At 72.0% G+C, this 26,818-nt stretch carries 23 protein-coding genes; 2 read left to right on the top strand and 21 right to left on the bottom strand.

Going from position 1 to position 26,818, the window contains the following annotated elements:
* Nucleotides 1-78: 78 nt before the first annotated feature.
* From I6G21_RS08930 to hisS, 11 genes are all read right to left on the bottom strand, one after another.
* Nucleotides 79-1,050 carry a shikimate dehydrogenase family protein gene (locus tag I6G21_RS08930; RefSeq protein ID WP_064725379.1) on the bottom strand — a complete coding sequence of 324 codons (972 nt, stop codon included), beginning with the start codon at nt 1,048-1,050 and terminating at the stop codon, nt 79-81.
* A complete protein-coding gene (mltG, locus tag I6G21_RS08925) occupies nt 1,047-2,258 on the bottom strand; it encodes an endolytic transglycosylase MltG (RefSeq protein ID WP_129357527.1) in 1,212 nt (403 codons plus the stop codon). The genes I6G21_RS08930 and mltG overlap by 4 nt, the downstream gene beginning before the upstream one ends.
* Nucleotides 2,255-2,818: a Holliday junction resolvase RuvX gene (gene ruvX / locus I6G21_RS08920; RefSeq protein WP_058731430.1), complete on the bottom strand. Its 564-nt coding sequence runs from the start codon at nt 2,816-2,818 to the stop codon at nt 2,255-2,257. The genes mltG and ruvX overlap by 4 nt, the downstream gene beginning before the upstream one ends.
* Nucleotides 2,819-2,849: 31 nt before the next feature.
* The gene (gene alaS / locus I6G21_RS08915) at nt 2,850-5,534 is read right to left on the bottom strand and encodes an alanine--tRNA ligase (protein ID WP_058731431.1); all 2,685 of its coding nucleotides are present in this window, start codon (nt 5,532-5,534) and stop codon (nt 2,850-2,852) included.
* 2 nt (nt 5,535-5,536) lie between these two features.
* Nucleotides 5,537-5,989 carry a hypothetical protein gene (locus tag I6G21_RS08910; protein WP_058731432.1) on the bottom strand — a complete coding sequence of 151 codons (453 nt, stop codon included), beginning with the start codon at nt 5,987-5,989 and terminating at the stop codon, nt 5,537-5,539.
* Nucleotides 5,986-6,381, bottom strand: a complete 396-nt coding sequence (locus I6G21_RS08905) for a DUF948 domain-containing protein (RefSeq protein WP_058731433.1) — start codon at nt 6,379-6,381, stop codon at nt 5,986-5,988. The genes I6G21_RS08910 and I6G21_RS08905 overlap by 4 nt, the downstream gene beginning before the upstream one ends.
* A 213-nt stretch (nt 6,382-6,594) precedes the next feature.
* Nucleotides 6,595-7,236 (bottom strand): 30S ribosomal protein S4, encoded by a 642-nt coding sequence (gene rpsD / locus I6G21_RS08900; RefSeq protein ID WP_058731434.1) that lies wholly within the window; start codon nt 7,234-7,236, stop codon nt 6,595-6,597.
* 260 nt (nt 7,237-7,496) lie between these two features.
* The gene (locus I6G21_RS08895; RefSeq protein ID WP_129357528.1) at nt 7,497-9,029 is read right to left on the bottom strand and encodes a replication-associated recombination protein A; all 1,533 of its coding nucleotides are present in this window, start codon (nt 9,027-9,029) and stop codon (nt 7,497-7,499) included.
* Nucleotides 9,030-9,054: 25 nt separating this feature from the next.
* On the bottom strand, nt 9,055-9,507 hold the full coding sequence (gene dtd / locus I6G21_RS08890; protein WP_129357529.1) for a D-aminoacyl-tRNA deacylase: 453 nt from the start codon (nt 9,505-9,507) through the stop codon (nt 9,055-9,057).
* A 124-nt stretch (nt 9,508-9,631) separates the two neighbouring features.
* Nucleotides 9,632-11,401: an aspartate--tRNA ligase gene (gene aspS / locus I6G21_RS08885; protein WP_129357530.1), complete on the bottom strand. Its 1,770-nt coding sequence runs from the start codon at nt 11,399-11,401 to the stop codon at nt 9,632-9,634.
* A 137-nt stretch (nt 11,402-11,538) separates the two neighbouring features.
* Nucleotides 11,539-12,897 (bottom strand): histidine--tRNA ligase, encoded by a 1,359-nt coding sequence (gene hisS / locus I6G21_RS08880; RefSeq protein ID WP_129357531.1) that lies wholly within the window; start codon nt 12,895-12,897, stop codon nt 11,539-11,541.
* Nucleotides 12,898-13,053: 156 nt separating this feature from the next.
* Between hisS and I6G21_RS08875 the strand changes: the two genes are divergently transcribed.
* Nucleotides 13,054-14,538 (top strand): DUF349 domain-containing protein, encoded by a 1,485-nt coding sequence (locus I6G21_RS08875; protein WP_129357532.1) that lies wholly within the window; start codon nt 13,054-13,056, stop codon nt 14,536-14,538.
* Nucleotides 14,539-14,613: 75 nt separating this feature from the next.
* Nucleotides 14,614-15,336, top strand: coding sequence for a hypothetical protein (locus I6G21_RS08870; RefSeq protein ID WP_058743458.1), 723 nt, complete (start codon nt 14,614-14,616; stop codon nt 15,334-15,336).
* Here I6G21_RS08870 and I6G21_RS08865 read toward each other — a convergent pair.
* The 10 genes from I6G21_RS08865 to I6G21_RS08820 form a co-directional block, all read right to left on the bottom strand.
* Complete coding sequence (locus I6G21_RS08865; RefSeq protein WP_081101597.1) at nt 15,305-17,605, bottom strand: RelA/SpoT family protein; 2,301 nt, start codon at nt 17,603-17,605, stop codon at nt 15,305-15,307. The genes I6G21_RS08870 and I6G21_RS08865 overlap by 32 nt on opposite strands.
* Nucleotides 17,606-17,726: 121 nt before the next feature.
* Nucleotides 17,727-18,866: a protein translocase subunit SecF gene (gene secF, locus I6G21_RS08860; RefSeq protein ID WP_058731442.1), complete on the bottom strand. Its 1,140-nt coding sequence runs from the start codon at nt 18,864-18,866 to the stop codon at nt 17,727-17,729.
* Entirely contained in the window at nt 18,859-20,679 is a 1,821-nt protein-coding gene (gene secD, locus I6G21_RS08855; RefSeq protein ID WP_129357534.1) for a protein translocase subunit SecD, read from the bottom strand. The genes secF and secD overlap by 8 nt, the downstream gene beginning before the upstream one ends.
* A 91-nt stretch (nt 20,680-20,770) precedes the next feature.
* Nucleotides 20,771-21,265: a preprotein translocase subunit YajC gene (locus I6G21_RS08850; protein ID WP_058731443.1), complete on the bottom strand. Its 495-nt coding sequence runs from the start codon at nt 21,263-21,265 to the stop codon at nt 20,771-20,773.
* Between the two features lie 105 nt (nt 21,266-21,370).
* Entirely contained in the window at nt 21,371-22,405 is a 1,035-nt protein-coding gene (gene ruvB / locus I6G21_RS08845; RefSeq protein ID WP_129357535.1) for a Holliday junction branch migration DNA helicase RuvB, read from the bottom strand.
* A 91-nt stretch (nt 22,406-22,496) separates the two neighbouring features.
* Nucleotides 22,497-23,114 carry a Holliday junction branch migration protein RuvA gene (gene ruvA, locus I6G21_RS08840; RefSeq protein WP_129357536.1) on the bottom strand — a complete coding sequence of 206 codons (618 nt, stop codon included), beginning with the start codon at nt 23,112-23,114 and terminating at the stop codon, nt 22,497-22,499.
* Nucleotides 23,115-23,170: 56 nt separating this feature from the next.
* On the bottom strand, nt 23,171-23,827 hold the full coding sequence (locus tag I6G21_RS08835) for a crossover junction endodeoxyribonuclease RuvC (RefSeq protein ID WP_058731446.1): 657 nt from the start codon (nt 23,825-23,827) through the stop codon (nt 23,171-23,173).
* Complete coding sequence (locus I6G21_RS08830; protein WP_058731447.1) at nt 23,817-24,578, bottom strand: YebC/PmpR family DNA-binding transcriptional regulator; 762 nt, start codon at nt 24,576-24,578, stop codon at nt 23,817-23,819. The genes I6G21_RS08835 and I6G21_RS08830 overlap by 11 nt, the downstream gene beginning before the upstream one ends.
* A 132-nt stretch (nt 24,579-24,710) precedes the next feature.
* Complete coding sequence (locus tag I6G21_RS08825) at nt 24,711-25,484, bottom strand: type 1 glutamine amidotransferase (RefSeq protein WP_129357537.1); 774 nt, start codon at nt 25,482-25,484, stop codon at nt 24,711-24,713.
* Between the two features lie 2 nt (nt 25,485-25,486).
* Nucleotides 25,487-26,788 carry a Mur ligase family protein gene (locus I6G21_RS08820; RefSeq protein ID WP_408015179.1) on the bottom strand — a complete coding sequence of 434 codons (1,302 nt, stop codon included), beginning with the start codon at nt 26,786-26,788 and terminating at the stop codon, nt 25,487-25,489.
* Nucleotides 26,789-26,818: the final 30 nt, after the last annotated feature.

Here is a 26,818-nt window from a genome sequence, read left to right as displayed (position 1 = left end):
TCGGGGGTCGTCCCATTCTCCGCGGGCGCGGGCTCCGGCCGCAAGCGCCTGCCGGTGCGGGTCCTCTCGGTGCGGCGCTCACCCGTCCTCGGAGGGCGCGGTCTCGGTCAGCCCATCCAGAGTATGCACCGGCACGGGCTCCCGGACGGGAGCGGGCAGCCCGATCGCCGCAGCCATGGCCTCCAGGACGGTCTGCTGGTGCGGAAGCGGGCGGTCCAGGGGCAGGCCGAGGAACAGCTTGACCTGGTCCACCGCCTGGTGCAGCAGCATGTGCGCCCCGGAGGCCACCCGCGCCCCCCGCTGCTGCGCGCGCTCGGCCAGGACGGAGGGCCAGGGATCGTAGGAGACGTCCAGCAGGCGCAGCCCGGACAGGTCCCCGCTCAGCCGCCGGGCGTGCGGGTCGAAGGCGCGGGCCGGCAGGGTGCACACGGCCGTGCCGATCCCGTCCAGCTCCGCCGGGCAGTCTTCCAGGGGACGCATCCGCAGCCGCAGCCCGAGCCGCTCGGCCGCCGCGCGCAGCTCGCGGGTGCGGGAGGCGTCGCGCACGTACACGAAGGTCTCCTCCCAGCCCATCAGCCGCAGCGCGGCCGCGGCGGCCGTCGCGGTCCCGCCGCCGCCGATGACGGCCGCGGGGGCGACCGGTTCCGGGTCAGCGGGCCCGAGGTCGCGCAGGGCGTTGACGATGCCGGCGACGTCGGTGTTGTGCCCGAGCAGGCCCCGGGCCGCCCCGTCGGCGCCCCGCGACGCGGCCGCGACCGTGTTGACCACCCCGACGGCGCGGGCGAACGGGGTCAGCGCGGAGACCGCCCGGGCCGCATCGGCCTTCAGGGGCATGGTCACGGAGTAGCCGCGCCAGCCGGGCTCGGCCGCGGCGGCCAGCCGGGCCCCCAGCTCGGACCGAGGCGTCTCGAGACGCCGGTACCGCACGGCTGCGCCGAGCTCGCGGTAGGCGGCCGCATGCAGGTCCGGGGAGAGGCTGTGCCCGACCGGACTGCCCAGCACCGCCGCCCATGCGGCTGGGTCCGGTTCCTTCGGGGGCTCCGGGCTCACGAGCACTTGCCCTCGTGATCCGAGCACCAGCTCTGGTACTCCTCCACGTTCTTCTGATGCTCCGCGTAGGTCTTGGCGAACTTGGTCTCGCCGGTGTCCAGGTTGACCGTGACCCAGTAGTAGTAGTCGTTCTTCTGGGGGTTCTGCGCGGCCTGGATGGCCTTCAGTCCCGGCGAGCCGATGGGCCCCTCGGGCAGGCCCTTGTTGGCGAAGGTGTTGTACTTGTTGGAGGCGTCCTGCTTCTGCTCCGCGGTGATCTGGTAGGTCTTCTCCCCCAGCCCGTAGGCCACGGTCGCGTCGGACTGCAGGTACCCGTTGGTCTCCCCGCCGGGGTTGTCGATGCGGTTGTGGATCGCCCCGGCCACGGCGCGGTAGTCCTGCGGGGTGGCCTCGAACTCGAGGATCGAGGCGATGGTCAGCACGTCGAAGGTGTGCTGGTCCCCGGTGACCCCGGCGCTCTTCAGATCCGCTTTGGTCTTATCCACCATCTCGCGGATGATGTCCTCGGCGGTCGCGTCGGTCTTGAAGCGATACTCCCCCGGGTGCAGGTAGCCCTCGAGGGAGGGGAACTGCGAGGGGATGCCGAACTTCGCCGGGTCCTTGTCCAGTTGCTCGAATTCCGAGACGGGGATGCCGGTGCCGTCGGCGAGGGCCTTGAAGGCCTCGTCCTTGCGCAGGGTCTGGTTGATCGCGACGTAGTGCACCGCTTCCTCACCGGTGCCCAGCAGGGCGTCCACGGCGGCCTCGGAGCTCATCCGCTCCTGCAGCTGGAAGGTGCCGGGCTGGATGAAGGAGCCGTCGGACTTCTCCTCGTAGACGTCCACGAAGCGGCCCGCGTCGGCCACCACGCCCTTGTCCTCCAGGCCCTGGGCGATCTGCTGGTTGGTCTCCCCGGAGCTGACGGTGAAGGTCACGGCCGTGCCGTTGCCGTCCCCGTCGTAGTCCTTGGCCTGGAACAATCCGAGCTTGGGCCCCACGATCGCCCCGGAGACCACCAGGGCCAGGACGAAGACCAGCACCGCGGCCACCAGGGACTGCTGGCGCCGTTTCCGGCGTCGCCGGGCCTGCTCCGGAGTGATGTCCTCGTCCTCCACCCGCAGCCCGAGGACCCCATCGCGTCGGTCCGCGTCGCTGGGCGCGAGGATGTCGTGCAACCCGGCCTCGTCCTCGGACGAGGTGGGGCGTCGGCGTGTCGAGTCGTCGCTCACGCGGGATCTCCGTTCTGCTCGGGCCTCGGCTCCGAGGTCGGATCGAGGTGCTGGGACCGGGCGTCCTCGCGCGGCACGGTGGGCGCTTCCACACGATACCCGGCCACGGCGCGATCGGCCTTCAGGGCGTCCAGGCTCTGCTGCAGGATGGCCACGGCCGCGACCTGGTCCACCATCGTCTTGAACCGGCGGGAGGAGACCCCCGCCTCGTGCAGGGACCGCTGGGCCGAGACGGTGCTCAGCCGCTCATCGACCAACCAGACGGGGATCTCGCGTCCCTCGGCGGCAAGCTCCGCCACCAGGCCGGAGGCGTAGTCCTCGGCCATCTGGGTGGAGGCCGAGGAGCCCCCTGACAGGGTGCGGGGCAGCCCGACGTAGACCTCGGCGACCTCGTGGATCTCCAGCAGGCGGCGCAGTACCCGCCGATCGGAATCCGTGTTGAGGTTGCGCTTGAGGGTCTTCAACGGGGTCGCGAGGATGCCGTCCGGATCGGACAGCGCCAGGCCGACGCGGGCGTTGCCCACGTCGACGCCCATCCGCACGCCTCGGCTGAATCCCATTCCCGTGTCCTCCCGGCCCGTGGTGCGGCGGCTACTTCGCCGCGGTCGCGATCTGGCCGGCGACGGCCTCCAGGGCCTCGGCGATCTTGGCCGGGTTCTGACCGCCGCCCTGGGCCAGATCATCCTTGCCGCCGCCCCCGCCGCCGAGGATCCCGGCGGCGGTGCGCACCAGCTGACCGGCCTTGATCCCGGCGTCGCGGGCGCCCTGGTTGGTGGCCACGACGATCACGGGATGGCCCTTGGCCTCGGCGGCCACCGCCACCACGGCCGGGTCCTCCCCGAGCCGGTGGCGCAGATCCGTGGCCAGGCCCCGGGCGTCGTCGGCGGGGATCTGCCCGGCGTCGTGGGTGAGCACGCGGATCCCGGAGATCAGCTCGGCGGACTCGGTGAGCTTGCCGGCCTCGGCCTGCAGCTTCTCCCGGCGCAGCTTCTCCAGCTCCTTCTCCGCGGACTTCAGCTTCTCCAGGGTCTGACCGATGCGCTCGGGCAGCTCGGCGGAGGACTGGACCCGCATCAGGGAGGTGAGCTGGTTGACGAGGGTGCGCTCGGCGGCCAGGTGGTTGAAGGAGTCCAGGCCCACCAGGGCCTCCACGCGCCGGTTACCGGAGCCCACGGAGGCCTCCGAGAGCAGGGACAGGGAGCCGATCTCCGCGGAGGACCCGACGTGGGTCCCCCCACACAGCTCGCGGGAGAAGTCCCCGTTGATCTCCACCACGCGCACGATGTCCCCGTACTTCTCCCCGAACAGGCTCATCGCGCCCATGGCCTTGGCCTCGGCCAGCGGCATCTCGCGGGTGATGACCTCGTAGTTGTCGCGGATCGCGGTGTTGGAGACCTCCTCGACCTCCGCCTGCACGGATTCGGACAGCCCCTCGTTCCACGCGAAGTCGAAGCGCAGGTAGCCCTCCTTGTTGAAGGAGCCGCGCTGCACGGCCTCGGGACCCAGCACCCGGTGCAGGGCCGCGTGCACGATGTGCGTGCCGGAGTGGGCCTTCTCGGCGTCCTTGCGCCGCTGCACGTCCACCTGGGCGACCGCCGCGGCACCCGCGGGGACCTCGCCCTCGGTGACGACGCCGCGGTGAACGCTCAGGCCCTTAACCGGCTGCTGCACGTCCTTGACGCGGATCGAGAAGCCGTTGCCGGAGATCGTGCCGGTGTCGGCGGCCTGACCGCCGGCCTCGGCGTAGAACGGGGTCTCATCCAGCACCAGGTCGATCTCCTGCCCGGCCGAGGCGGCCGGAACGGTGGCCCCGCCGACCAGGATCGCGCGGATCGCGGATTCGGTGCGCAGCTGGGTGTAGCCGGTGAACACGGAGCCGCGCTCGTCGGCCAGCTGGCGCAGCACGTGCAGGTCCGCGTGCCCGCCCTTCTTGGCCCGGGCATCGGCCTGGGCGCGGTGACGCTGCTCCTCCATGAGCTCGCGGAAGGAGGCCTCATCCACCGAGACCCCGGCCTCGGCGGCCATCTCCAGGGTCAGGTCGATGGGGAAGCCGTAGGTGTCATGCAGGGTGAAGGCGTCCTCGCCGGTCACGGCGTGGCCTTCGGCCTTGGCCGCGGTGACGGCCTCGTTGAGCCGGCTGGTCCCGGACTCGATGGTGCGCAGGAACGCCTTCTCCTCGGCGTAGGCGACCCGGGAGATGCGCTCGAAGTCCCGCTCGACCTCGGGGAACGCGCCCTTCATGGCGTCGCGGGAGGCCGGCAGCAGCACGGGCAGGCAGGCCTCGGTGACCCCGAGCAGGCGCATCGCGCGGATGGCGCGGCGCAGCAGGCGGCGCAGGATGTAGCCGCGGCCCTCGTTGGAGGGGGTCACCCCGTCGCTGATCAGCATGAGGGAGGAGCGGACGTGGTCGGCGACCACGCGCATGCGCACGTCGTCCTCGTAGCCGGGGTCCTTCGCGGACTCCGAGCCGGAGTAGCGCTTGCCGGAGAGCTCGGCCGCGGCGTCCAGGACGGGGCGGACCTGGTCGGTCTCGTAGAAGTTCTCCACGCCCTGCAGGAGCATGGCCAGGCGCTCCACGCCCAGGCCGGTGTCGATGTTCTTCTTCGGCAGCTCCCCGAGGATCTCGAAGTCGTCCTTGCCGATGCCCTCGCCGCGCTGGAACTGCATGAACACGAGGTTCCAGATCTCGATGTAGCGGTCGTCGTCGGCCGCCGGCCCGCCCTCCTTGCCGTAGGCGGGGCCGCGGTCGTAGAAGATCTCGGAGTCCGGGCCGGCGGGGCCGGGCTGGCCGGTGGACCAGTAGTTCTCCTTCATGTCCATCCGCTGCACCCGCTCCGCGGGCACCCCGACCTCGCGGGTCCACAGGTCGTAGGCCTCCTGGTCTCCCTCGTAGACGGTGACCCACAGCCGCTCCGGGTCCAGGCCGTAGCCGCCCTCGGAGACCGGGGAGGTCAGCAGGTTCCAGGCCCACGGGATCACCTCGGCCTTGAAGTAGTCGCCGAAGGAGAAGTTCCCGGCCATCTGGAAGAAGGTGCCGTGCCGGGCGGTCTTGCCGACCTCCTCGATGTCCAGGGTGCGGATGCACTTCTGCACGGAGACCGCGCGGGAGTACGGGGCGGTCTCCTGGCCGAGGAAGTAGGGGATGAACGGGACCATGCCGGCGATGGTGAACATCGAGCCGGGCGCGTTGGAGACCAGCGAGGCCGAGGGGACCACGGTGTGGCCTCGTTCGGCGAAGTAGTCGGTCCAGCGCTGGGAGATTTCCTGGGAGAGCATGCTCAGCGGTCGTCCTTCTCGGTGGGGCTCGTGGTGGTCTCGGCGTCGTGGGCCTGCGGGGGCGGCGCGGCGCTGACGTCTCGGGGTGCGATGTGCTGCGGCGGCTGCGGCGGCAGGGGCCGGTCCCAGCTGTCCAGGGAGCCGGGGCGCAGGTCCCGCTGCTGGGCCGCGTAGCGGCGGTTCAGCTCGGATTCCTTCTCCGCCATGCCCTGCTTCACGGTCGCGGCGAAGCGCACGGCCTTCAGGGCCCCGGCGCGCAGCGGGGCGGCGGCGGAGGAGCTCCAGAAGCGGGCCATGGCGTTTCCTCCCGGGCTCGGGGTCTGCTCGGACAGCGCGGAGGGCCCGCGCAGCACCAGCTCGCGTCCGGTGCGCACGACGGCGGGGCCGCGGCGGGCCGCGAAGTATCCCGCGGCCGCACCGGCCAGGGTCAGTGCGGCCTTGGACCAGAAGCTCATGCGCTCTCCTCCGTGGGGCCTGCGGGATCGGCGGCCTGGGTCTCGCCGTCGCGGCCGCGGAAGGCCTTGCGCACGCCGTAGGAGAAGGAGGCGACCTTGATCAGGGGCTGGCCGACCGTGGAGGCGACCAGGCTGGACAGGGCGGAGACGTTCGCGGAGGCGTCGGAGACGTTGTCGGTGATCCCGTCCACCTTCTCCAGCTGGGTGTTGGTGGTGGCCACCGTGCGGGTGACCTCGTCGATCAGCGGGCCGGTGCCCTCGTTGAGCTGGCGCACGGTCACGCGCAGCTCATCGAAGACCCGTCCGAGCTTGACGATGGGCAGGGCCAGCAGGGCCACCAGCACGGCGAAGACGCCGGCGGCGATGAGCCCCGCGATCGATCCGACCGTCATGTGCGCAACCGTCTCCTCGCAGGTGGTGGTCAAAGGTGTGCTGCGGCGGTCCGGGCAGGACCGCCGGGTCCCGGCGTCGTGACCGAACCGTGACCGTTTCCAGCCTAGGTTATCAGCAGGTCCGACGCGCTCCCCCGGTCCTCGGCACGGGGCGGGAACGGGGACGGCCCGCGACGCGGGCTGCGTCGCGGGCCGTCTCCCGTGGGGATCGGGCTACGCCATGCGGGCGTAGTACTCGACCACCAGCTGCTCCTCGCAGGTGACGGGGATCTCGGGGCGCTTGGGGGCGCGCTCGAGCTTGGCGTGCAGCTTGTCGATCTCGACGTTCAGGTACGGCGGGGTCGGGGGCAGCACGTCCTGGTTGGCGCCGGTGGCGGCCACCTGGAAGGGGTCCATCTTCTCCGAGCGCGGGTGCACGTGAATCAGCTGGCCCGGCTTCACGCGGAAGGAGGGGCGGTCCACGCGCACACCGTCGACCATGATGTGACGGTGCACGACCATCTGGCGGGCCTGGGTGATGGTCCGGGCGAAGCCGGAGCGCAGCACCAGGGCATCCAGGCGGGTCTCGAGCTGCTCGACCAGGTTCTCACCGGTCTGGCCCTCGGTGCGCTTGGCCTCGGCGTAGGCGCGGCGCATCTGCGCCTCGCGGATGTTGTACTGCGCGCGCAGACGCTGCTTCTCGCGCAGACGCACGGCGTAGTCGGAGTCCTGCCGACGACGGGCGCGCCCGTGCTGGCCGGGGCCGTAGGGGCGGCGCTCGAAGTACTTCTCGGCCTTCGGGGTCAGCGGGATCCCGAGGGCGCGGGACTTGCGGACGAGGTTGCGCGCCCGCTTGGTCTTGGTGGTAGTAGCCAAGGATTGCCTTTCATGCGGTTGGCGCGGGCTCAGCGGGAGCCCGCCCCATTTGTTCTGGTGTCAACTGGCCTCCGGGATCCGCGCACGGTTTTGCGCGGCGGAGAGCGCGGGTCAGCCGCTACCCTTGCTGCCACCGCGGTCGGTGATCATCCCGGGGGTCGGGATGCGTTTCGTCCACGGCGTGCCAGACAGCGCCCCACTCTACGGCACGCGGGCCGGGCTGTCAGGTCACCGGGCCGACCGGGCGAGGGTGCCTCTGGTCACGGCGTCCCGCCCGCGTCCCCGCCCGCTCGGGGTCGGCGGCCGCGCAGGATGTCGCGCAGGATCCCCAGTCGCCGCTTCACGGTCCGCTCCGCCCCGTACTCAGTGGGCCGGTAGTACTGGGCGTCGCGCAGGGTGTCCGGCAGGTACTGCTGGGGGGCCACGGCGTGGGGCACGTCGTGCGGGTAGACGTACCCCTTTCCGTGTCCGTGGGCGGCGGCCCCGCCGTAGTGGGCATCGCGCAGGTGCGGGGGCACGACGCCGGAGCGCCCGGCGCGCACGTCGGCCTGCGCGGCGTCGATCGCCCGGATGACGGCGTTGGACTTCGGGGCGGTGGCCAGGTGGATCACGGCCTGGGCGAGGTTGATCCGGGCCTCGGGCAGCCCGATCAGCTGCACCGCCTGGGCGGCGGCCACCGCGGTCTGCAGCGCGGTGGGATCGGCCATGCCGATGTCCTCGCTGGCGTGGACCACGATGCGCCGGGCGATGAACCGCGGGTCCTCCCCCGCCTCGATCATCCGGGCCAGGTAGTGCAGGGCGGCGTCCGGATCCGAGCCGCGGATGGACTTGATGAACGCGCTGATGACGTCGTAGTGCTGATCCCCCGCCCGGTCGTAGCGCAGCGCGGCCCGGTCCGTGGCCTCCTCGGCGTGCGCCGCCGTGACCACCACGGCGGCGGGTTCGGCCCCCGGCTGCGTTGCCTCCGCGGCCTCGTCCCCGGCCTCCTCGCCGACCGGTTCGGCCCGGTCGTGTGCGGCCTCGGCGTGGCCGAAGGCGACGGCCGCGGCGGCCTCTAGGGTGGTCAGGGCCCGCCGGGCGTCCCCGGAGGCCAGCTGCACCAGGTGATCCCGGGCCTCCTCCTCCAGCGTCACGGTCCCGTTGAGCCCGCGCGGATCGGCGACGGCCCGGTCGATCAGCGCGGCGATGTCCGCGTCCTCCAGCGGGGTGAGGGTGACCAGCAGGGAGCGGGAGAGCAGCGGGGAGATCACCGAGAAGCTCGGGTTCTCGGTGGTCGCGGCCACCAGCACCACCCAGCGGTTCTCCACCCCGGGCAGCAGGGCATCCTGCTGGGCCTTGGTGAAGCGGTGGATCTCATCCAGGAACAGCACGGTGGTGATGCCGTGCAGGTCCCGGTCATCCAGGGCCTGCTCCATCACCGCGCGCACATCCTTGACCCCGGCGGTGATCGCGGACAGCTCCACGAACTTCCTCCCGGAACCGCGGGCGATGACGTGGGCGATGGTGGTCTTGCCGGTGCCGGGCGGGCCCCACAGGATCACGGAGCTGGGTCCGGCCGGGCCGGCCTCCTCCCCGGCGAGCACCCGCAGCGGGGAGCCGGGCTTCAGAGCATGGGCCTGCCCCACGATCTCCTCGACGGTGCGCGGGCGCATCCGCACCGCCAGCGGGCTGCGGGCGCCGGCGGACCGGCCGTTCGCCGGGCCGGGGGCGGGCGTGCGGGATCCGCCGCGTCCGGTACGCCCGCGGGCGGGGGCGGCCGCGGCGTCGTCGTCGCCGAACAGGGACTGGGTCATGGTGAGGGCTCGGCCTTCCCGCCGGTCACAGGTCCGCGGTGTCCAGGATGAGGGTGACCGGCCCGTCGTTGGTCAGCTGGACCCGCATGTGCGTGCCGAAGCGCCCGGTGGCCACGGTAGCCCCGAGATCCCGCAGGGCCTGCACGTAGGCGTCGACGATCGGCTCGGAGGCGGGCCCGGGGGCGGCCGCGGACCAGGAGGGGCGCCGGCCCTTCCGGGCGTCCCCGTAGAGGGTGAACTGGCTGACGGCCAGGATCGGGGCGTCCAGGTCCGCGCAGGAGCGCTCCCCGTCCAGCAGCCGCAGGCGCCAGGTCTTCTCCGCGAGCTTGGCTGCCTCGTCGGGTCCGTCCCCGTGGGTCACGCCCACCAGGGCCAGCAGGCCCGGGCCCTCGATCGCGCTCACGACCTCGGGCTCTCCCCCGTCCTCGGGGACGACCGTGACTTCGGCGGTGCTGACTCTCTGCAGGACGATGCGCATGGTCCCACCGTAGCCGACGGCGCCGAGCTCACCTCCGTCGAGACCGCACGAAACGGCCGAGACCGCACCCGTCGGGCGCGGTCTCGGCCATGATGTGCGGTCTCGGCGGGTTCGCCGACGTCGGTCAGTCCTTCGCCGGCTCCGGCTTCGCGTCCACCCCGGTCTCCTTGCGCTGCTGCGCGGTGATCGGGGCGGGGGCCGCGGTCAGCGGGTCGTAGCCGTTGCCGGTCTTCGGGAAGGCGATGACCTCGCGGATGGAGTCCGTGCCGGCCAGCAGGGCCACCACGCGATCCCACCCGAAGGCGATGCCGCCGTGCGGGGGGGCGCCGTACTTGAAGGCCTCCAGCAGGAAGCCGAACTTCTCCTGCGCCTCCTCCTCGGAGATGCCCATGACCTGGAAGATCCGCTCCTGCACGTCCCGGCGGTGGATGCGGATGGAGCCGCCGCCGATCTCGTTGCCGTTGCACACGATGTCGTAGGCGTAGGCCAGGGCCGCACCCGGGTCCTGGTCGAAGGTGTCCAGGAACTCCGGCTTGGGCGAGGTGAAGGCGTGGTGCACTGCAGTCCACGCGGAGTGGCCCAGGGCGACGTCGCCGGACTCCTCGGCGTCGGCGGCCGGCTCGAACAGCGGGGCGTCCACGACCCACACGAAGGCCCAGTCGCCGTCCTTGATCAGCCCGGTGCGGTGCCCGATCTCCACGCGGGCCGCGCCCAGCAGGGCGCGGGAGGCCTTGGCCTCGCCCGCGGCGAAGAAGATGCAGTCCCCGGGCTCGGCACCCGTCGCGGCGGCCAGGCCCTCGCGCTCGGCGTCGGTGATGTTCTTGGCCACCGGGCCGGTCAGGGTACCGTCCTCCTGGACCAGCACGTACGCCAGGCCCTTGGCCCCGTGCTGCTTGGCCCACTCCTGCCAGGCGTCCAGGGTGCGCCGCGGCTGGGAGGCCCCGCCCGGCATGACCACGGCCCCCACGTACGGGGCCTTGAACACGCGGAAGGTGGTGTCCTGGAAGTACTCGGTCAGCTCGGTCAGCTCCAGGCCGAAGCGCAGGTCCGGCTTGTCCGAGCCGTACTTCTCCATGGCTTCGGCGTAGGTCATCCGGCGGATGGGGCGGGGCACCTCGACGTCGATCAGCTTCCACAGGGCCGCGACGATGCGCTCCCCGAGGTCGATGACGTCGTCCTCCTCCACGAAGGAGGCCTCGATGTCCAGCTGGGTGAACTCGGGCTGGCGGTCCGCCCGGAAGTCCTCGTCCCGGTAACAGCGGGCGATCTGGTAGTACTTCTCGATCCCGCCGACCTGCAGCAGCTGCTTGAACAGCTGCGGGGACTGCGGCAGGGCGTACCAGGAGCCCGGGGCCAGGCGGGCCGGGACGACGAAGTCGCGGGCGCCCTCCGGGGTGGAGCGGGTCATCGTGGGGGTCTCCACCTCCACGTAGCCGTCCTCGTGCAGCAGCTCGCGGGCGGTGCGGTTGGCCTCGGAGCGCAGCCGCATGATCTTCGCCGGCTCCGGGCGGCGCAGGTCCAGGTAGCGGTGGCGCAGCCGGGCCTCCTCACCGACCTCCACGTGCTCGTCGATCTGGAAGGGCAGGGGGGCCGCGGTGTTGAGCACCTCGGTGGAGGCCACCTCCACCTCGATCTGCCCGGTCACCAGGTTCGGGTTCTCGTTGCCCTCCGGGCGGGCGCGCACGGTGCCGGTGACCTGCAGGACGTACTCGTTGCGCAGCGCGTCGAAGTCGGCCTCGTCGTGGAAGACGCACTGGGTGATGCCGGTGCGGTCCCGCAGGTCCACGAAGGCCACCCCGCCGTGGTCGCGGCGTCGGGCGACCCAGCCGGCCAGGGTCACGGTCTCTCCGATGTTCTCGGCGGTCAGCTCGCCGAGGGTGTGGGTGCGCAGCACGGGGGTTACGGCCTTTCGGTGGGGTGCGTGCCGGACCGCGCGCCGGCCCCGAGGGGGACGGCGTACGGGACGGCGGGTTCTGGTGATCGAGTCTATCGCGCGGGCTCACGCCCCGCCCGGGAGGGGCAGCGCTCGGCTCAGTCTGCGGCGGGGGCGGTGACCTGGGGGGCGAGGTCCGTGGCCGGGGGCATCCAGGTCGCGGGATCGGCCGGCACCTGCTCGCCGGAGCGGATGTCCTTGACCTCGTGGGTCGGGTTCCCCTGCTCGTCGCTGCCGGTGAACCAGACGTAGGGGATGCCGCGGCGGTCGGCGTGGCGGATCTGCTTGCCGAACTTCGCCGCCTGCGCGGAGACCTCGGTGGGGATTCCGCGGGCGCGCAGCTGCTGGGCGACGTCCTGCGCCGCGGACCAGGTGTCCTCGTCGGTCAGCGCCACGTAGACCGCGGTGGGGACCTTGCGGCTGGCCGCGGCCAGGTGCTGGGAGAGGATGCGGGCCACCAGGCGGGTGACCCCGATGGACAGCCCGACGCCGGGGAAGGTGCGCTTGCCGTCCGAGGCCAGGGATTCGTAGCGCCCGCCGGAGCAGATGGAGCCGAGCTCCTCGTGTCCGACCAGCACGGTCTCGTAGACGGTGCCGGTGTAGTAGTCCAGGCCGCGGGCGATGGACAGGTCCGCGGTGACCTGGCCCGGGGCGCGCTTGGCGGCCTGGCCGATGACCTCGGCCAGCTCCGCCAGGCCCTCCTCCAGCAGCGGGTCCTGCACGCCCAGGGCCCGCACCCGGTCCACGAAGGACAGATCCTCCGCGGTGATCTCCGCCAGGGCCAGGGCCTTGCCGACCTGCTCCTCGGTGGCCCCGAGCTCCTCGCGCAGCAGGTTCCCGACGGCTTCCGGGCCGATCTTGTCCAGCTTGTCGATGCTGCGCAGCACTCCGGCGGTGTCGGTGAGCCCGATGCCGCGGTAGAAGCCCTCGGAGAGCTTGCGGTTGTTGGCCCGCATCCGGAAGGCCGGCAGCGGCAGGGCGGACAGGGCGTCCACGATGACCAGGGCGAGCTCGACGTCGTAGCGGAAGGGCAGGGCGCCGTCGCCGACGACGTCCACATCGGCCTGGGTGAACTCCCGGTACCGGCCCTCCTGGGGCCGCTCCCCGCGCCAGGACTTCTGGATCTGGTAGCGCTGGAAGGGGAAGTCCAGGTGCCCGGCGTTCTCCACGACGTAGCGGGCGAAGGGCACGGTCAGGTCGAAGTGCAGGGCCAGGCGGTCCTTGGCCCGGCGCTCCGGGGCGGGTCCGTCCTCCTGCAGCCGGGAGACGGCGTAGACCTCCTTGTCGATCTCGCCCTTGCGCAGCAGCTGCTCCTGGGTCTCCATCGAGCGGGTCTCGATGTTGGAGAAGCCGTGCAGCTCGAAGGTCCGGCGCAGGGTGTCCAGCACGTGGTTCTCCACCACCCGCTCCTCCGGCAGCAGCTCCGGGAAACCTGACAGGGACGCCTTGCGGGCCATGGGCCTCTCCTCCACGGGGTTCGGGGTCGACACCGCGCGGATGGGCCGCGCGCCCCACCACTGTACCGCCGGCGCGCACCGGGCACGACGGCGCCGGACCCGTCACGGGGCCTCGAGGATTCTCCGCGTGATGCACGCGACAGATATATTGGAGGGATGCGCCCCACCGATGATCACTCGCAGCCCGCCTCCGCACCGCGCGACGCCGCGGCCCCCGACTCCTCCGCGCCGAACGCCTCTGCGTCGGAGTCCACCGCTCCGAAACCCGCTGCGCCGAAGCCGGCCGCGCCGAAGCCCTCGGCCCTGCGTCGCGGTTCCGCCCCGCGGCCCGCGGCGACGCCGGGTGCCCGCCCCGCCGCCACGACCCCGGTGCACGCGCCCTCCACCGAGGATCCCGCGGCCCTGGCCGAGGCCGCCTCCCACGGCAGGGTCCGCGAGGACGGGCAGGTCGTCGTCGTGGTGGCCGGCGAGGAGGTGCCGGTGGGCGCCTACCCGGAGGCCGGACCCGAGGAGGCGCTGCGCTACTTCGCCCGCAAGCACCTGGAGCTGCTGGCCCAGATCGCCCTGCTGGAGGGGCGGGTGCAGCGCGGGGCCGGCGCCCAGGAGGCCCGCCGCGCCCTGGCGACCCTGCGCGAGCAGGCCGCGGCCCGGCGCACCGTCGGGGATCTCGCCGCCCTGGACGCGCGGCTGGAGGAGCTGCACACGCGCATCGATGCCCTGGAGGCCGAGCAGCGGGAGACCGCCCAGCGGGCCCGGGAGGAGGCCGTGGCCGAGCGGGAGCGGATCGTCGCCGCGGCCGAGGAGGTGGCCGCCCAGGATCCGCAGACCCTCCACTGGAAGGATTCCAGCACCCGGCTGAACCAGCTGTTCGACGCCTGGAAGCAGGCCCAGCGCACCCAGCGGCTGCCCAAGTCGCAGGATGACGCCCTGTGGGCCCGCTTCCGGGCCGCCCGCTCCGGGTTCGAGCGGATGCGCAAGGAGCACTTCTCCGACCTCGATCAGCGCAACGCCCAGGCCGTGCGCATCAAGGAGGGGCTGATCGCGGAGGCGGAGGCCCTGCAGGGGTCCACCGACTGGGGCGAGACCTCCGGGCGGTACCGGGAGCTGATGCAGCGGTGGAAGCAGGCCCCGCACGCGGCCCGCCGGGAGGACGACGCCCTGTGGGCCCGCTTCCGGGCCGCCCAGGACGTGTTCTTCGCCGCCCGCACCGCCGCAAACGAGCAAACCGAGCAGGAGTTCCGGGAGAACCTGCGGGTCAAGGAGGAGCTGCTTCAGCGGGCGCGGGCGGTGCTGCCCGTGCAGGACCCGGAGCGGGCCAAGGCGCAGCTCGCCCCGATTCTGGAGGCCTGGGACGAGACCGGGATGGTCCCGCGCACGGACTTCCGGCGCATCGAATCCGAGCTGCAGAAGGTGCAGAACGCCGTGGCCGAGGCCGAGCAGCGCGAGTGGGAGCGCTCGGACCCGGAGACCCGGGCCCGGGCCGATTCCATGCTGGGTCAGCTGCGCGAGACCATCGCGCAGGAGGAGCGCGCCCTGGCCGAGGCCGAGCAGGCCGGGGACGAGCGCCGGGCCCGCCAGGCCCGGGAGGCCTTGGAAACCCGTCGGGCCTGGCTGGCGCAGCTGGAGGCCGCCGACCGGTAGCCGCACCGGCCCCGTTATCCACAGGGGGCCGGTCCGAGGCAGCGGGCGGGCCGCGACGGCGTGTTCGATGGTGGCATGAGCGCCACCGTCATGGACCCCCGACGCCTCTGGATGATCTCCGGGCTGCTGCCTCCCCGCCAGCTGCTGTGCGAGGGGGTGGATCTGAGCCCCGGGGAGGCCTCCGCCCTGGACGCCCGGGGGCTGCTGCACCCCCTCATGCCGGGCCTGTGGAGCCCCCGTTGCCCGGATCCGCTGCTGCGTGCCTGGGCGGCGGGGCTGCACCTGCGCCCGGGGACACGGGAGCAGGCGGTCATCTGCGGGCTGTCCGCCGCGTGGGTGCACGGCGCGGCCGCGGCCCCGCGCACCCTGGAGATCGCGGCGGCCCGCGGGGCCCGGCGCCTGCACCCGCTGGAGCTGCTGCACGTGCAGCGGCGGTACCTGCGGCACACCCGCTACGAGGATCAGCGCATCGGCCCCGTGCGGGTGAGCACGCCGCTGCGCACCGCGGTGGACCTGACCCGGGGTCCCCTGAGCCCCGCGGCGCGCTCGGCGCTGGCCACCCTGATGCTGCACCCGCGCCTGCGGGTCAGCCCCGAGGCGATCGCGGTGGCGCTGCGGGCCCAGCCCCGGCTCAGCGCGAGGGACCGGGCCCTGGCGACCCTGCGGGAGGTCGCAGGCGCGCTGCCCCCGCCCGACGCCGCCCGATCCGACGCCGCGCCGGAGATCACGGAGCCGGGATCACCGAACCGGACTCATCGGTCCGTGATCACTGGTCCGGCGCGGGGCGGGAGCCGGTGATGCGGTAGACGTCGTAGACGCCGTCGATGTTGCGCACCGCGGTGAGCACGTGGTCCAGGTAGCGGGGGTCCCCCATCTCGAAGGCGAAGCGGGAGATCGCCAGCCGGGAGACGTTGGTGTGCACCGTCGCGGAGAGGATGTTGACCTGGGACTCGGAGAGCACCCGGGTGACGTCCGAGAGCAGGGAGCGCCGGTCCAGGGCCTCCACCTGGATCTCCACGAGGAACACCGAGGAGGAGGTCGGCGCCCAGCGCACGACGATCCGCCGCGGGTCGTCCTGGGCTCCCCGCATGTTCGGGCAGTCCACCCGGTGCACGGAGATGCCCTTGCCCCGGGTCACGATCCCGATGATCTCGTCCGGGGGCACCGGGGTGCAGCAGCGGGCGAGTTTGGTGAACACGTTGTCCGCGCCCTCCACGATCACCCCGGAGTCCCCGAACTGCGGGCGGGAGCGGGTGGTGATGGAGGTCTCCTCGGCGAGGTCCTCCTCGGTGCCCGCGCGCCCGCCCAGCAGGTCCACCAGGCGGTCGATGACGTCCTGGGCCTTGATCTGCCCCTCGCCGACCGCTTCGTACAGGGCCGCGACGTCGGACTTGCCGTGCTCCTCGGCCACCGAGACCAGAAGCTGGGAGGTCAGCAGCTTCTGCAGGGGCAGGCTGTGCCGGCGCATCGAGCGGGTCAGGTTGTCCTTGCCCTTCTCGATCGCCCCCTCGCGGCGCTCCTTGGTCAGGTAGTGGCGGATCTTGGTGCGGGCCCGGGGGCTGGCGACGAACTTCAGCCAGTCCTCGCTGGGTCCGGCGTCCTCAGCCTTGGTGGTCAGCACCTCCACCCGGTCCCCGTGCTGCAGCTTGGAGGACAGCGGCACGAGCTTGCCGTTGACCCGCGCGCCGATGGTGTGGTCCCCCACCTGCGTGTGGATCGCGTAGGCGAAGTCCACGGGGGTGGAGCCGGCCGGCAGGGAGAGCACGTCCCCGGCGGGGGTGAAGACGAAGACCTCCTGGGCGTTGACCTCGTAGCGCAGGGAGTCCAGGAACTCGGAGGAGTCCTGGGTCTCGGACTGCCAGGACATCAGCGACTGCAGCCACTTCATGCCCTCGGCGGACTCCTCCGTGCGGGCATCGCGGCCCGTGGCCTCCCCGCGGGCGGCGGCCTTGTACTTCCAGTGCGCCGCGATGCCGTATTCGGCCTTCTGGTGCATGTCGTGGGTGCGGATCTGCACCTCCACGGCGCGTCCGCTGGGCCCGATCACCGCGGTGTGCAGGGACTGGTAGGTGTTGAACTTCGGCACGGCGATGTAGTCCTTGAAGCGCCCGGGCAGGGGCTTCCACTTCTCGTGCACCACCCCGAGGGCGGCATAGCAGTCCCGCACGCTGTCCACCAGGACGCGGATCGCCAGCAGATCGTAGATCTCGTCGAATTCCTTGTCCCGCAGGATCATCTTCTGGTAGATGGAGTAGTAGTGCTTGGGCCGCCCGGTGACCTGGCAGTCGATGCCGGCGGCCTCGAGCTCCTCGATCACCCCGGTGCGGATCTGCTGCAGCTGCTTCTCCCGCTGGGGGGTCCGGTCCCCCACCATGCGCACGATCTCGTCGTAGATCCGCGGCTCCAGGGCCGCGAAGGAGAGGTCCTCCAGCTCCCACTTGATGGTGTTGATGCCGAGGCGATGGGCCAGCGGGGCGAAGATCTCCAGGGTCTCCTTGGCCTTCTTGGCCGCGGACTCCGGGGAGACGAAGCGCCAGGTCCGCGCGTTGTGCAGCCGGTCCGCGAGCTTGATGACCAGCACCCGGATGTCCTTGGCCATGGCGATGACCATCTTGCGCACGGTCTCCGCCTGGGCGTGCTCGCCGTAGGTGACCTTGTCCAGCTTGGTCACCCCGTCCACCAGCTCGGCGACCTCCGCCCCGAAGTCCTCGGTCAGCTGCTCCAGGGTGTAGTCCGTGTCCTCCACGGTGTCGTGCAGCAGCCCCGCGATCAGCGTGGCCCCGGAGGCCCCGAGCTCGGCGAGGATCGTCGTGACCGCGACCGGGTGGGTGATGTACGGGTCCCCGGACTTGCGCTTCTGCCCGGTGTGGCACCGGTCCGCGACCTTGAAGGCCTTCTCGATGCGCCCGATGTCCTCCTGCGGATTGTGCTGCATCACGGTGCGCAGCAGGGGCACGAGCACCGGGGAGATGGCCGGCAGCTGGCTGGTCAGGGTGCCGGCCCCCGGTTCGAGCTTCTTCAGGGTCGGGAAGGATCGGCGCACCGGGGTGCGCGCGGACGCGGACATGACCCGGTGGGTCCCGTGGCCCTCGCCGTCGTGCTGTGTGCTCACATCGGCCTCCTCGCGCCCGCCTGCGGCGGGTCCCGTCTGTGTGATGGACCTAGTGTAGTCGGCCGCGGAAGCCCGCTCAGACGACGGCGCCGTTGTCCGGCCGACCCTTGGCCTGCGGCTCGAAGCGCGGCACCGGCAGCGCCTGCTCCTCCTCCCCCGTCTCCGGGTCCCCGGCGCGGTGGGACCCGCTGCCGGTGCCCTCGGAGGCCTCCGGCTGAGCCTCCTCCTCGGGGCTCTGCCCGTTCTCACGGGCCGTGAGCACCGCGGCGGTCTGCTCGCGGATCCCGGCCTCGTGCCCGCGCAGCACCGCGTAGAGCGGGGCGGAGACGAACAGCGTCCCGAGGGTGCCCATGATGATGCCGATGAACAGGGACAGGGACAGGTCCTGCAGGGTCCCGGCCCCCAGCAGGATGGCGCCGATGAACAGGATCGAGCCAACCGGCAGGATCCCGACCACGGAGGTGTTGATAGAGCGCACCAGCGTCTGGTTCACGGCCAGGTTGACCTCCTCGGCGAAGGTGCGCCGCCGGTTGGTCTGCCAGCCCTGGGTGTTCTCGCGGATCTTGTCGAAGACCACCACGGAGTCATAGAGGGAGTAGGAGAGGATCGTGAGGAAGCCGATGATCGCCGAGGGGGTGATTTCGAAGCCGCATGCGGCGTACACCCCGAGCGTGGTGATCACGGTGAACAGCAGGCCCGCGATCGCGGACAGGGACATCTTGACCGTGCGGAAGTACAGGGCCATGCCCACGGTGGCCAGGGCGACGAACGCGATCAGCCCCCAGGTGGCCTGCCGGGTGACCCCGGCCCCCCAGGAGGGTCCGACGAAGGAGGAAGTCACTTCGTCGTCGGTGACGTGGTAGGCGTCCTTCAGAGCCTGCTTGACGGCGAGGGTCTGGGCGTCATCCAGCTGGTCCGTCTGGACCCGGATGGTGCCCGGGGCGATGTTGGTGACCTCGGTGTGCTCGGCCTGGGCGTTATCGGCCACGGCCTGCTGCCCGATCTTCACGTCGGTGTTGGACACGTCCGAGACCGTGAACTCGGAGCCGCCGCGGAAGTCGATGCCGAACTTCAGCCCGCCCCCGAATACGGGGATGAGCACGGAGATGACCACCAGGGCCGCGGCGATGCTGAGCCACAGGCGCCGCTTGGGCACGAAGGGGATGGAGGTCTTCCCGGTGTAGAGGTTGCTGCCGAACTCGGCGAATCTAGCCACGGCGGGCTCCTTCCGTGTCCTCGGCGTCGATCCCGGCGCCCGGGGTCTGCTCGGTGCGGGGGCTCTCGCCCGCCGCGTCCTGCTCATCCTGCGCGTCCTGCGCCGGTGCGTCCTCGGCCGCGCACGCCTCGGCCCGACGCCGCTCGGCGATGGTCATCGGGGCCGCCGGCTCCTCCGAGGCGACGCCCTTCCTCCGGCGCCGACGCCGCGGGGCGTCCTGCGGGTCCCGCAGCCGCCCGGCCCCGCGGTACAGCGGCACCGCACCCAGGGCCTCGGCGTCCAGCCCGGAGTGCTTGCGGCCCTGCCCGAAGTAGCGGGTGCGCGAGAGCAGCACCATGACCGGGTGGGTGAACCAGAAGATCACCATGAGGTCCGCGACCGCGGTCAGCCCCAGGGCGAAGGCGAAGCCGCGGACGTTGCCCACGGCCACGAAGTACAGCACGACGGCGGCCAGCAGGTTCACGCCCTTGGAGGCCAGCACGGTGCGCCGGGCCCGCAGCCAGCCGTGATCCACCGCGGAGGGCACGCTGCGCCCATCGCGCAGGCCGTCGCGGATGCGCTCGAAGTAGACGATGAACGAGTCCGCGGTCTGCCCGATGGACACGATCAGCCCGGCCACCCCGGCCAGGGACAGCCGGTAGTTGATGCCCCAGCCGAGCAGGATGATCGCGGCGAAGGAGATCACCCCGGCCACCACCAGGGAGGCGATAGTCACGAAGCCGAGCAGGCGGTACTGGAACAGGGAGTACACGCAGACCAGGGCCAGGCCGATCAGTCCGGCGATGATGCCCATCTCCAGCTGGTCGGTGCCCAGGGTCGCGGAGATCTGCTGCTCGGATTCGATGTGGAAGCTGATGGGCAGCGCCCCGTACTTCAGCTGCTCGGCGAGGTTCTTCGCGGTCTCCTCGGTGAAGTTCCCTGTGATCTGCGCCTGCCCGTCGGCGATCACGGCCTCGGCGCGCGGGGCGGAGAGCACCTCGTCGTCGAGCATGATCGCGAAGGAGGCGCGGGGGTTGTTCGGGTCCTGGCCGTAGATCTGGTACAGCCGGGTGGTGACGTCCTTGAAGGTGCTCTTCGCGGCGTCGTCGAAGGTGATGTCCACGCCCCACTGCCCGGTGGTGGTCATGCCGTTGCCGGAGGTGACCTGGGAGAAGGAGGCGTCCTTGATGTCCTGACCCTTCAGCTCCACGGGCCCGAGGATGTACTTCTGCGAGCCGTCGGCCGAGCAGGCGACGACGGCGCGGTCCGCGGGCAGCTGCCGCTGGCCCTGCTGGGAGGATGTGGCCGAGCAGTCCTTGAGCTCGTACTCCTTCTGCAGCGCGGGGGTGATCCAGTTCTGGTCGGAGCCGTTCTTCGGCTTCTCGGTGGGCTCCTTGAGCTTGGCGTAGTCGGTGCGCTGCCCCTCGGGCACGGGCTTGCCGTCCCCGGAGGCCAGCACCGCGCGGAAGGACATCTGCGCGGAGGCCTGGATGAGGTCGCGGGTCTGCTGATCCGGCACGCCGGGCATGGACACGACGACGTTGCGCCCGGACTGGGTGGTGACCTCGGCTTCGGAGACCCCGGCCCCGTCCACGCGCTGGCGGATGATCTCCACGGCCTGGTCCAGCTGATCGGAGGAGATGCTCCCGCCGTCGGTGGATTCCGGGGAGAGGATCATCTGGGTGCCGCCGGAGAGGTCCAGGGCGAGCTTGGGGGTCCAGCTGCCGCCGAACTTGGCGGCGCTCAGCCCGATCGCCCCGATCATGATCGCGATGATCGCGGTCAGCAGGATCAGGGCGCGACGCGCCCCGGCCGTGCGGTTCTTCCTTGCCATGGAGGGAGGTCCTGAAGTGCTCATGCGCAGGTGCCGGGCCGCGCGGAGGCGGTCATCCGGCACCTGGCGGGGTGGGAGGGGGTGAGGCGGGTCAGCGGTCGGTGCCGCGCGGGTCCTCGGGGTCGACGGTCTCGCCGTTGACGGTGGTGCCGCCGCGGACCTGCTGCTGCCCGGTGCCCTCGGCGTCGTTGTGCCCGGTGACCTCCTGCTCGGGGCGGGCCCCGGCGGCCGCGGCCTGCGGGGAGCCCGGCACGTTGCCGTTCTCATCGAGGATGGTGGTCACGGTCTGCAGGTGCACCTTCACGGTGGTGCCCGGGGAGACCTCGAGCATCGCGGTGGCGTTGTCGCGGTCCACGGAGGCGATGGTGCCGTAGAGGCCGAACTGGGTCATCACGGGGGTGCCCGGGCCCATGGCCTCCTGCTTGCGCTGCATCTCCTGGCGCATCTTCTTCTGCCGGCGGGCCGGCAGCACCAGGAAGAGCACGATGAACACGACCGCGATGAGCAGGAACATCAGGTTGCCTCCCGCGGCACCTCCTTCGGCTGCTTGCAGGGTGCCGGCGGACGGGTCAGCGAACAGGTGCATGTCTTCCTTCGAGGATCGGGGAGGTGGCGGACGGTCCCGCCCATCCTAGAGGACGCAACTGGGTGCCCACCGAATGCGTCCCGTTCCGGGGCGCATCGCGCGGGCTCACTGCTCCGGTCGGTCCAGGCCCAGGTGCTCCCAGGCCGCCGGCAGCGCGATGCGCCCGCGCGGGGTGCGGCCCATCAGCCCCTCGCGCACCAGGTACGGCTCGGCGACGGTCTCCACGGTCTCGGTCTCCTCCCCCACGGCGATGGCCAGGGTGGACAGGCCCACCGGTCCCCCGCCGAAGGTGCCCACCAGGGCCTGCAGCACGGAGCGGTCCAGCCGGTCCAGCCCCCGGGAGTCCACCTCGTACATGTCCAGGGCGGCCCCGGCGGCGCGGGCGTCGATCCGGGCGACGTCGTGCACCAAGGCCCAGTCCCGGACCCGGCGCAGCAGGCGGTTGGCGATGCGCGGGGTGCCCCGGGAGCGGGAGGCGATCTCCCGGTAGCCCTCCGCGGAGATGTCCAGATCCAGCAGGCCTGCGGAGCGGCGCAGCACCAGCTCCAGCTCCTCCACGGCGTAGAACTCCAGGTGCCCGGTGAAGCCGAAGCGATCCCGCAGCGGCCCCGGCAGCAGCCCGGCCCTGGTGGTTGCCCCGACCAGGGTGAAGGCGGGCAGCTCCAGCGGGATGGAGGTGGCCCCGGCGCCCTTGCCGACGACGACGTCCACCCGGAAGTCCTCCATGGCCATGTAGAGCATCTCCTCGGCCGGGCGGGACATCCGGTGGATCTCATCCAGGAACAGCACCTCCCCAGGGGTCAGGGAGGACAGGATCGCGGCGAGGTCCCCGGAGTGCTGGATCGCCGGGCCGGAGCTGATGCGCAGCGGGGCGCCCATCTCCTCGGCGATGATCATCGACAGGGTGGTCTTGCCCAGCCCCGGCGGGCCGGAGAGCAGGACGTGGTCCGCGCTGCGCCCGCGCAGCTTGGAGGCCCGCAGCACCAGGGACAGCTGCTCGCGCACCCGCTGCTGGCCCACGAAGTCGTCCAGGGTGCGCGGGCGCAGGGCCGCCTCGATGGCCTGGTCCTCGGGTTCGGCCTGGGCGTCCACGAGGCGCTCGTGCGGCGCCGGGCCGCCGGTTGCTGGCTGCTGGCTCATGCGGGGTGCTCCTCCTGGCGGGCCGGCGGGTCCGCCGCGTGGTCGATCCTGCGCCGCACCTCGCGGCGGCAGGGCTCTGGGTGGCGGTGGGTCAGCGGCGGGCCGCGCCGAGTCCGGCGAGCACGGCCTTCAGCGCGGCCGGCACCGTCAGGTCCGCCGCCTGCGGGTCGGTGCGCACATAGCCGTCCACGGCGGTCGCGGCGTCCTTCTCCGACCAGCCCAGCCCGATCAGCGCCTCGGTGACCTGCGGGGCCCAGGCGGGCCCGTCGGCGGAGCCGGTCCCGCCCTGCGGGGCGGGCTCCTCCTCGGGCAGCACGAGCTTGCCGGCCAGCTCCAGCACGATCCGCCGGGCGCCCTTGGGGCCGATGCCGGGGACCTGGGAGAAGGCCTTGTCGTCTCCGGCGGCCACCGCGCGGGCGACGTCGACCGGTGAGTGCACGGCCAGCACGGCCAAGGCGATGCGCGGGCCGATTCCGGAGACCCCGAGCATCGTGGTGAACACCTCCCGCTCCTCCGCGGTGCGGAAGGCGAACAGGGTCAGAGAGTCCTCCCGGACCACCAGGTGGGTCTGCACCCGGGCCGTCTCCCCCACGTTCAGGCCGGCGAGGGTGGCCGGGGTCGCGGCCACGAGCAGGCCGACGCCGCCCACCTCGAGGACGGCCTCGTGCAGGCCCACGTGGGCCACGGTTCCGGACAGCGTGGAGATCATGGACCCATCCTATTCGAACACATCTGCGAATCCCAGCCTCGGCGTCGGCCGCGGGCTCAGCGGCGGCCGACCCCGCCGGATCCTGCGCCGCGGCGCCCGGAGCGCTCGGCCTCCCGCCAGGCGCGCTGGGCCGGGGTCAGCCCGGTGCGGGTCGCCCGGGCGGGGATCGAGCCCTGGTGGGTCTGCACGCCCGCGGTCATGTCGTAGCCGGTGCCCAGCCCGCCGGAGCGCCAGCCGTGGCAGATCGCCAGGGCTAGCGCGTCAGCGGCGTCGGCCGGGCGCGGCATGGCCTCCAGGCCCAGGATGCGGGTCACCATCCGCCCGACCGAGGCCTTGTCCGCCCGGCCGTCGCCGGTCACCGCGGCTTTGGCCTCGGAGGGGGTGTGCCAGGCCACGGGGATGCCGAGGGAGGCGGCCGCGGCGATGACCACCCCGGAGGCGTGGGCCGTGCCGATGACCGTGTTCACGGATTCCTGGGCGAAGACCCGCTCGATGGCCATGACGTCCGGGCGCAGCTCGCGCATCCAGGCCAGGGCGTGCTCCTGGATGTGCAGCACCCGGGCGTCCAGGGAGTCGGCGGCTTGGGTCCCGGCCACCCCCACCCGCACGAGGCTCGCCTTCCGGGTGGCGTCCATGTCCACGACGCCGAACCCGCAGCGGGTCAGCCCCGGGTCCACCCCGAGGATGCGCAGGGATCGGGTGCTACTCGGCATCCTCGAGCTGGGCCATGACCTCCGGGGAGATCTCCACGTTGGAGTAGACGTTCTGCACGTCGTCCAGCGCCTCGATCGCGTCGGCGAGCTTGAGGAACTTCTTCGCCCCGTCGGCGTCCAGGTCCACGGTCATGGTGGGCCGGAACTGCGGGTCGTCGTTGTTGTACTCCAGCTCGGCGGCGTCCAAGGCCTTGCGGATCTCGGGCAGGTCGGAGGCCTCGGAGATGACCTCGAAGACCTCGTCCTCCTCCTTGACCTCATCGGCCCCGGCGTCGAGCACGGCCATCAGGACGTCGTCCTCGGTCAGCCCGTCCTTCTTGGCCACCTCGGCCACGCCCTTGCGCTCGAACATGAAGGACACGGAGCCGGGATCGGCCATGGTGCCACCGGAGCGGGTCACCGCGGTGCGCACGTCCGCGGCGGCGCGGTTCTTGTTGTCGGTCAGGCACTCGATGTACAGAGCCGAGCCCTGGGGGCCGCGGGCCTCGTAGAGGATCTCGGAGTAGTCCACGACCTCGCCGGTCAGCCCGGCGCCGCGCTTGATCGCGCGGTCGATGTTGTCGTTGGGCACGGAGTTCTTCTTGGCCTTGGACACGGCCAGGTCCAGGGCCGGGTTGCCGGCGACGTCGGCCCCGCCCATGCGCGCGGCGACCTCGATGCCCTTGATGTACTTGGCGAAGGCCTTGGCGCGCTTGGCGTCGATCGCGGCCTTCTTGTGCTTGGTGGTGGCCCATTTGGAGTGACCGGACACGGGGTCTCCTTCGTGCGTCGGGGATCGTCGGGGTGCCGCGGGCGCGCCGGTGGGCGCGGACCCGCGGGCACGGCTTCCTCGAGTCTAGTGCGCCTGTCCAGCCCCGGGCCGAGGCGAGGCCGGACCGGGTGCTCAGCGGGGCCGGGAGGCGGCGACCTCGCGGGCGCGCTCGGCCAGGGTGTCGTCGATCGGCTCGGGGTCGAAGGAGCCGCAGCGGCGCCGGGCGGCTTGGCCGATCAGGTAGTCGGTGATCCGGGGGTTCTTCGGCAGGAGGGAGCCGTGCAGGTAGGAGCCGATGACGTGGTGCACCCGGGCGCCCTCCCCGGCGTCGTCGAGGTTGTTGCCCTGTCCCAGGGTCACGGTGCCCAGGGGCTGGACGTCCTGGCCGAGGTAGGTCAGCCCGGAGTGGTTCTCGTAGCCCACGACCTGCCCGAACTCCGGGGTGTCCAGGACGATGTTGCCGATCAGCCGCTGCCTGCCCCCCACGGTGCGGGCGTCGAAGATCCCGATGCCCTCCAGGACCTCCCCATCCACGGTGGTGAACTCGTGGCCGAACAGCTGGTAGAGCCCGCAGATCACCAGCATGGGCACGCCGTTCTCGGCCATCCGGCGCAGCCGGGGGGCGATGGCGTGCAGATCCTCCTGGATCACGGACTGCCCCGAGTCCTGGCCGCCGCCGCCGATGACGATGTCCACGTCCTCGGGGAACTCGTCCTCGGGGTTGTAGTCGATGATCTCGGTGGTGTATCCGTGCTTCTGGGCGCGCCGGGACAGGGACAGCACGTTGCCCCAGTCCCCGTAGATGTTCATGTCCCGGGGGTACAGCTGCAGGATCCGCAGGTGGCCCTTGGCCGCTACCTTGTCGGGCTGGTGGGACTGCGCGGCGGGCGCGGTGCGCTCGGTCATGGTCAGATCTCCTCCACGTCGGTGATCCTCCCCAGCTCGCGGCGCAGCACGAGCATGGAGGTGTAGGTGCAGAACACGCGCATCGGGCGGTCCCCGGCCCCGTCCAGGAAGGCGCGCAGGGCCTCGGGAAGCTCCGGGTGCACCTCGCGCACGGGGACGTCGTCGTGCTCCAGGCGCAGGGCCATATCCCAGGCGCGGGTCCCGCCGACCACGTCCACGCCGCCCTCGCGCAGGACGTCGAAGTCCACGTCCCACAGCCAGGAGACGTCGCGCCCATCGGCGTACTCGTCGTTGATGGTGATCATCGTGGCCCAGTCGTCCCCGGTGGCCGAGGCCAGGGACAGGCGGAAGCCGGCGGGGTTCTTCACCAGCAGCAGCTGCAGGGTGCTCTGCCCGATCCGCACGGATTCCCCGCGCCCGAAGGCCGGGGTGACCTCGGACAGGGCGCGCAGCAGCGCCGCCTCGTCGGTGCGCTCCCCCATGATCTGGCGGGTCAGGGCCAGGGCGCCGGCGGCGTTGTAGATGTTGTAGATGCCGTAGAGGGTGATCTGCGCGGTGACCTCCCGCCCGGCGATGGACAGCACGCTGCGGGTGCCCTCGAAGGCCTCCAGCACGACGTCGGCCTCGGGCAGGTCCGCGGCCTGGCGGGCCGGGGCCTTGTCCCGCATCTCATCATCCGAGGGGAAGCGGGCGCGCAGCTGCTCGGACAGGCCGTAGTAGACGGCGCGGGTGCCGGGGGTCAGGTCCGCGGCGATCCGGCGGATCCGGGGGTCCTCCCGGTTGAGGACCACGGCCTCGGTGGTGGCCTGGGCGACCTGGGTGAGCATCTTGCGGGTCGTGTCGATCTCCCCGAAGCGGTCCAGCTGGTCGCGCATGACGTTGAGCAGCAGGGCGTGGCGGGGCTTCACGGCCCGCACGAAGTGCACCGCGTGGGCCTCGTCCAGCTCCAGCACGGCGATGTCCGCCTCCAGGCGCCCGCGCAGGTCCATCTCCCCGAGCAGGGCCGCGGCGACCCCGCGCACGAAGTTGGAGCCGGTGCGGTTGGTGAACACCCGCAGCCCCTGGGATTCCAGCAGCTGCACGGTCATCTTGGTGGTGGTGGTCTTGCCGTTGGTCCCGGAGATCACGACGACGCCGTGGGGCAGCCGGGCCAGCTCCCGGGCGACGAAGCCGGGGTCGGCCTTCTCCATGAACAGCCCGGGGAAGGCGGAGCCGCCGCCGCGCAGGCGGGAGGCGGCGCGGATGCCCTGCCCGAGAAGTCGCGTGAGGGTTCGAGGTCGCAGGGGGTGAGGCATGGGGACCATCCTACCGAGAGGCCGGGTGCGGGTGAGCCG

It is taken from the genome of Rothia kristinae (assembly GCF_016028855.1).
In the GTDB taxonomy this organism is placed as follows: domain Bacteria; phylum Actinomycetota; class Actinomycetes; order Actinomycetales; family Micrococcaceae; genus Rothia; species Rothia kristinae.
The sequence above is the reverse complement of the archived record's forward strand: the minus strand, read 5'-3'. Positions and strand labels throughout refer to the sequence as shown.

Coding starts and splice junctions, on each gene's coding strand:
- ruvX (WP_058731430.1), bottom strand. CDS start 2,818: ATGGGATTCAGCCGAGGCGTGCGGATGGGCGTCGACGTGGGCAACGCC.
- alaS (WP_058731431.1), bottom strand. CDS start 5,534: ATGCTCTCCCAGGAAATCTCCCAGCGCTGGACCGACTACTTCGCCGAA.
- I6G21_RS08910 (WP_058731432.1), bottom strand. CDS start 5,989: ATGAGCTTCTGGTCCAAGGCCGCACTGACCCTGGCCGGTGCGGCCGCG.
- I6G21_RS08905 (WP_058731433.1), bottom strand. CDS start 6,381: ATGACGGTCGGATCGATCGCGGGGCTCATCGCCGCCGGCGTCTTCGCC.
- I6G21_RS08895 (WP_129357528.1), bottom strand. CDS start 9,029: ATGACCCAGTCCCTGTTCGGCGACGACGACGCCGCGGCCGCCCCCGCC.
- dtd (WP_129357529.1), bottom strand. CDS start 9,507: ATGCGCATCGTCCTGCAGAGAGTCAGCACCGCCGAAGTCACGGTCGTC.
- hisS (WP_129357531.1), bottom strand. CDS start 12,897: ATGGCCCGCAAGGCGTCCCTGTCAGGTTTCCCGGAGCTGCTGCCGGAG.
- I6G21_RS08875 (WP_129357532.1), top strand. CDS start 13,054: ATGCGCCCCACCGATGATCACTCGCAGCCCGCCTCCGCACCGCGCGAC.
- I6G21_RS08870 (WP_058743458.1), top strand. CDS start 14,614: ATGAGCGCCACCGTCATGGACCCCCGACGCCTCTGGATGATCTCCGGG.
- I6G21_RS08865 (WP_081101597.1), bottom strand. CDS start 17,605: ATGTCCGCGTCCGCGCGCACCCCGGTGCGCCGATCCTTCCCGACCCTG.
- secD (WP_129357534.1), bottom strand. CDS start 20,679: ATGGCAAGGAAGAACCGCACGGCCGGGGCGCGTCGCGCCCTGATCCTG.
- I6G21_RS08850 (WP_058731443.1), bottom strand. CDS start 21,265: ATGCACCTGTTCGCTGACCCGTCCGCCGGCACCCTGCAAGCAGCCGAA.
- ruvB (WP_129357535.1), bottom strand. CDS start 22,405: ATGAGCCAGCAGCCAGCAACCGGCGGCCCGGCGCCGCACGAGCGCCTC.
- ruvA (WP_129357536.1), bottom strand. CDS start 23,114: ATGATCTCCACGCTGTCCGGAACCGTGGCCCACGTGGGCCTGCACGAG.
- I6G21_RS08835 (WP_058731446.1), bottom strand. CDS start 23,827: ATGCCGAGTAGCACCCGATCCCTGCGCATCCTCGGGGTGGACCCGGGG.
- I6G21_RS08825 (WP_129357537.1), bottom strand. CDS start 25,484: ATGACCGAGCGCACCGCGCCCGCCGCGCAGTCCCACCAGCCCGACAAG.
- I6G21_RS08820 (WP_408015179.1), bottom strand. CDS start 26,788: ATGGTCCCCATGCCTCACCCCCTGCGACCTCGAACCCTCACGCGACTT.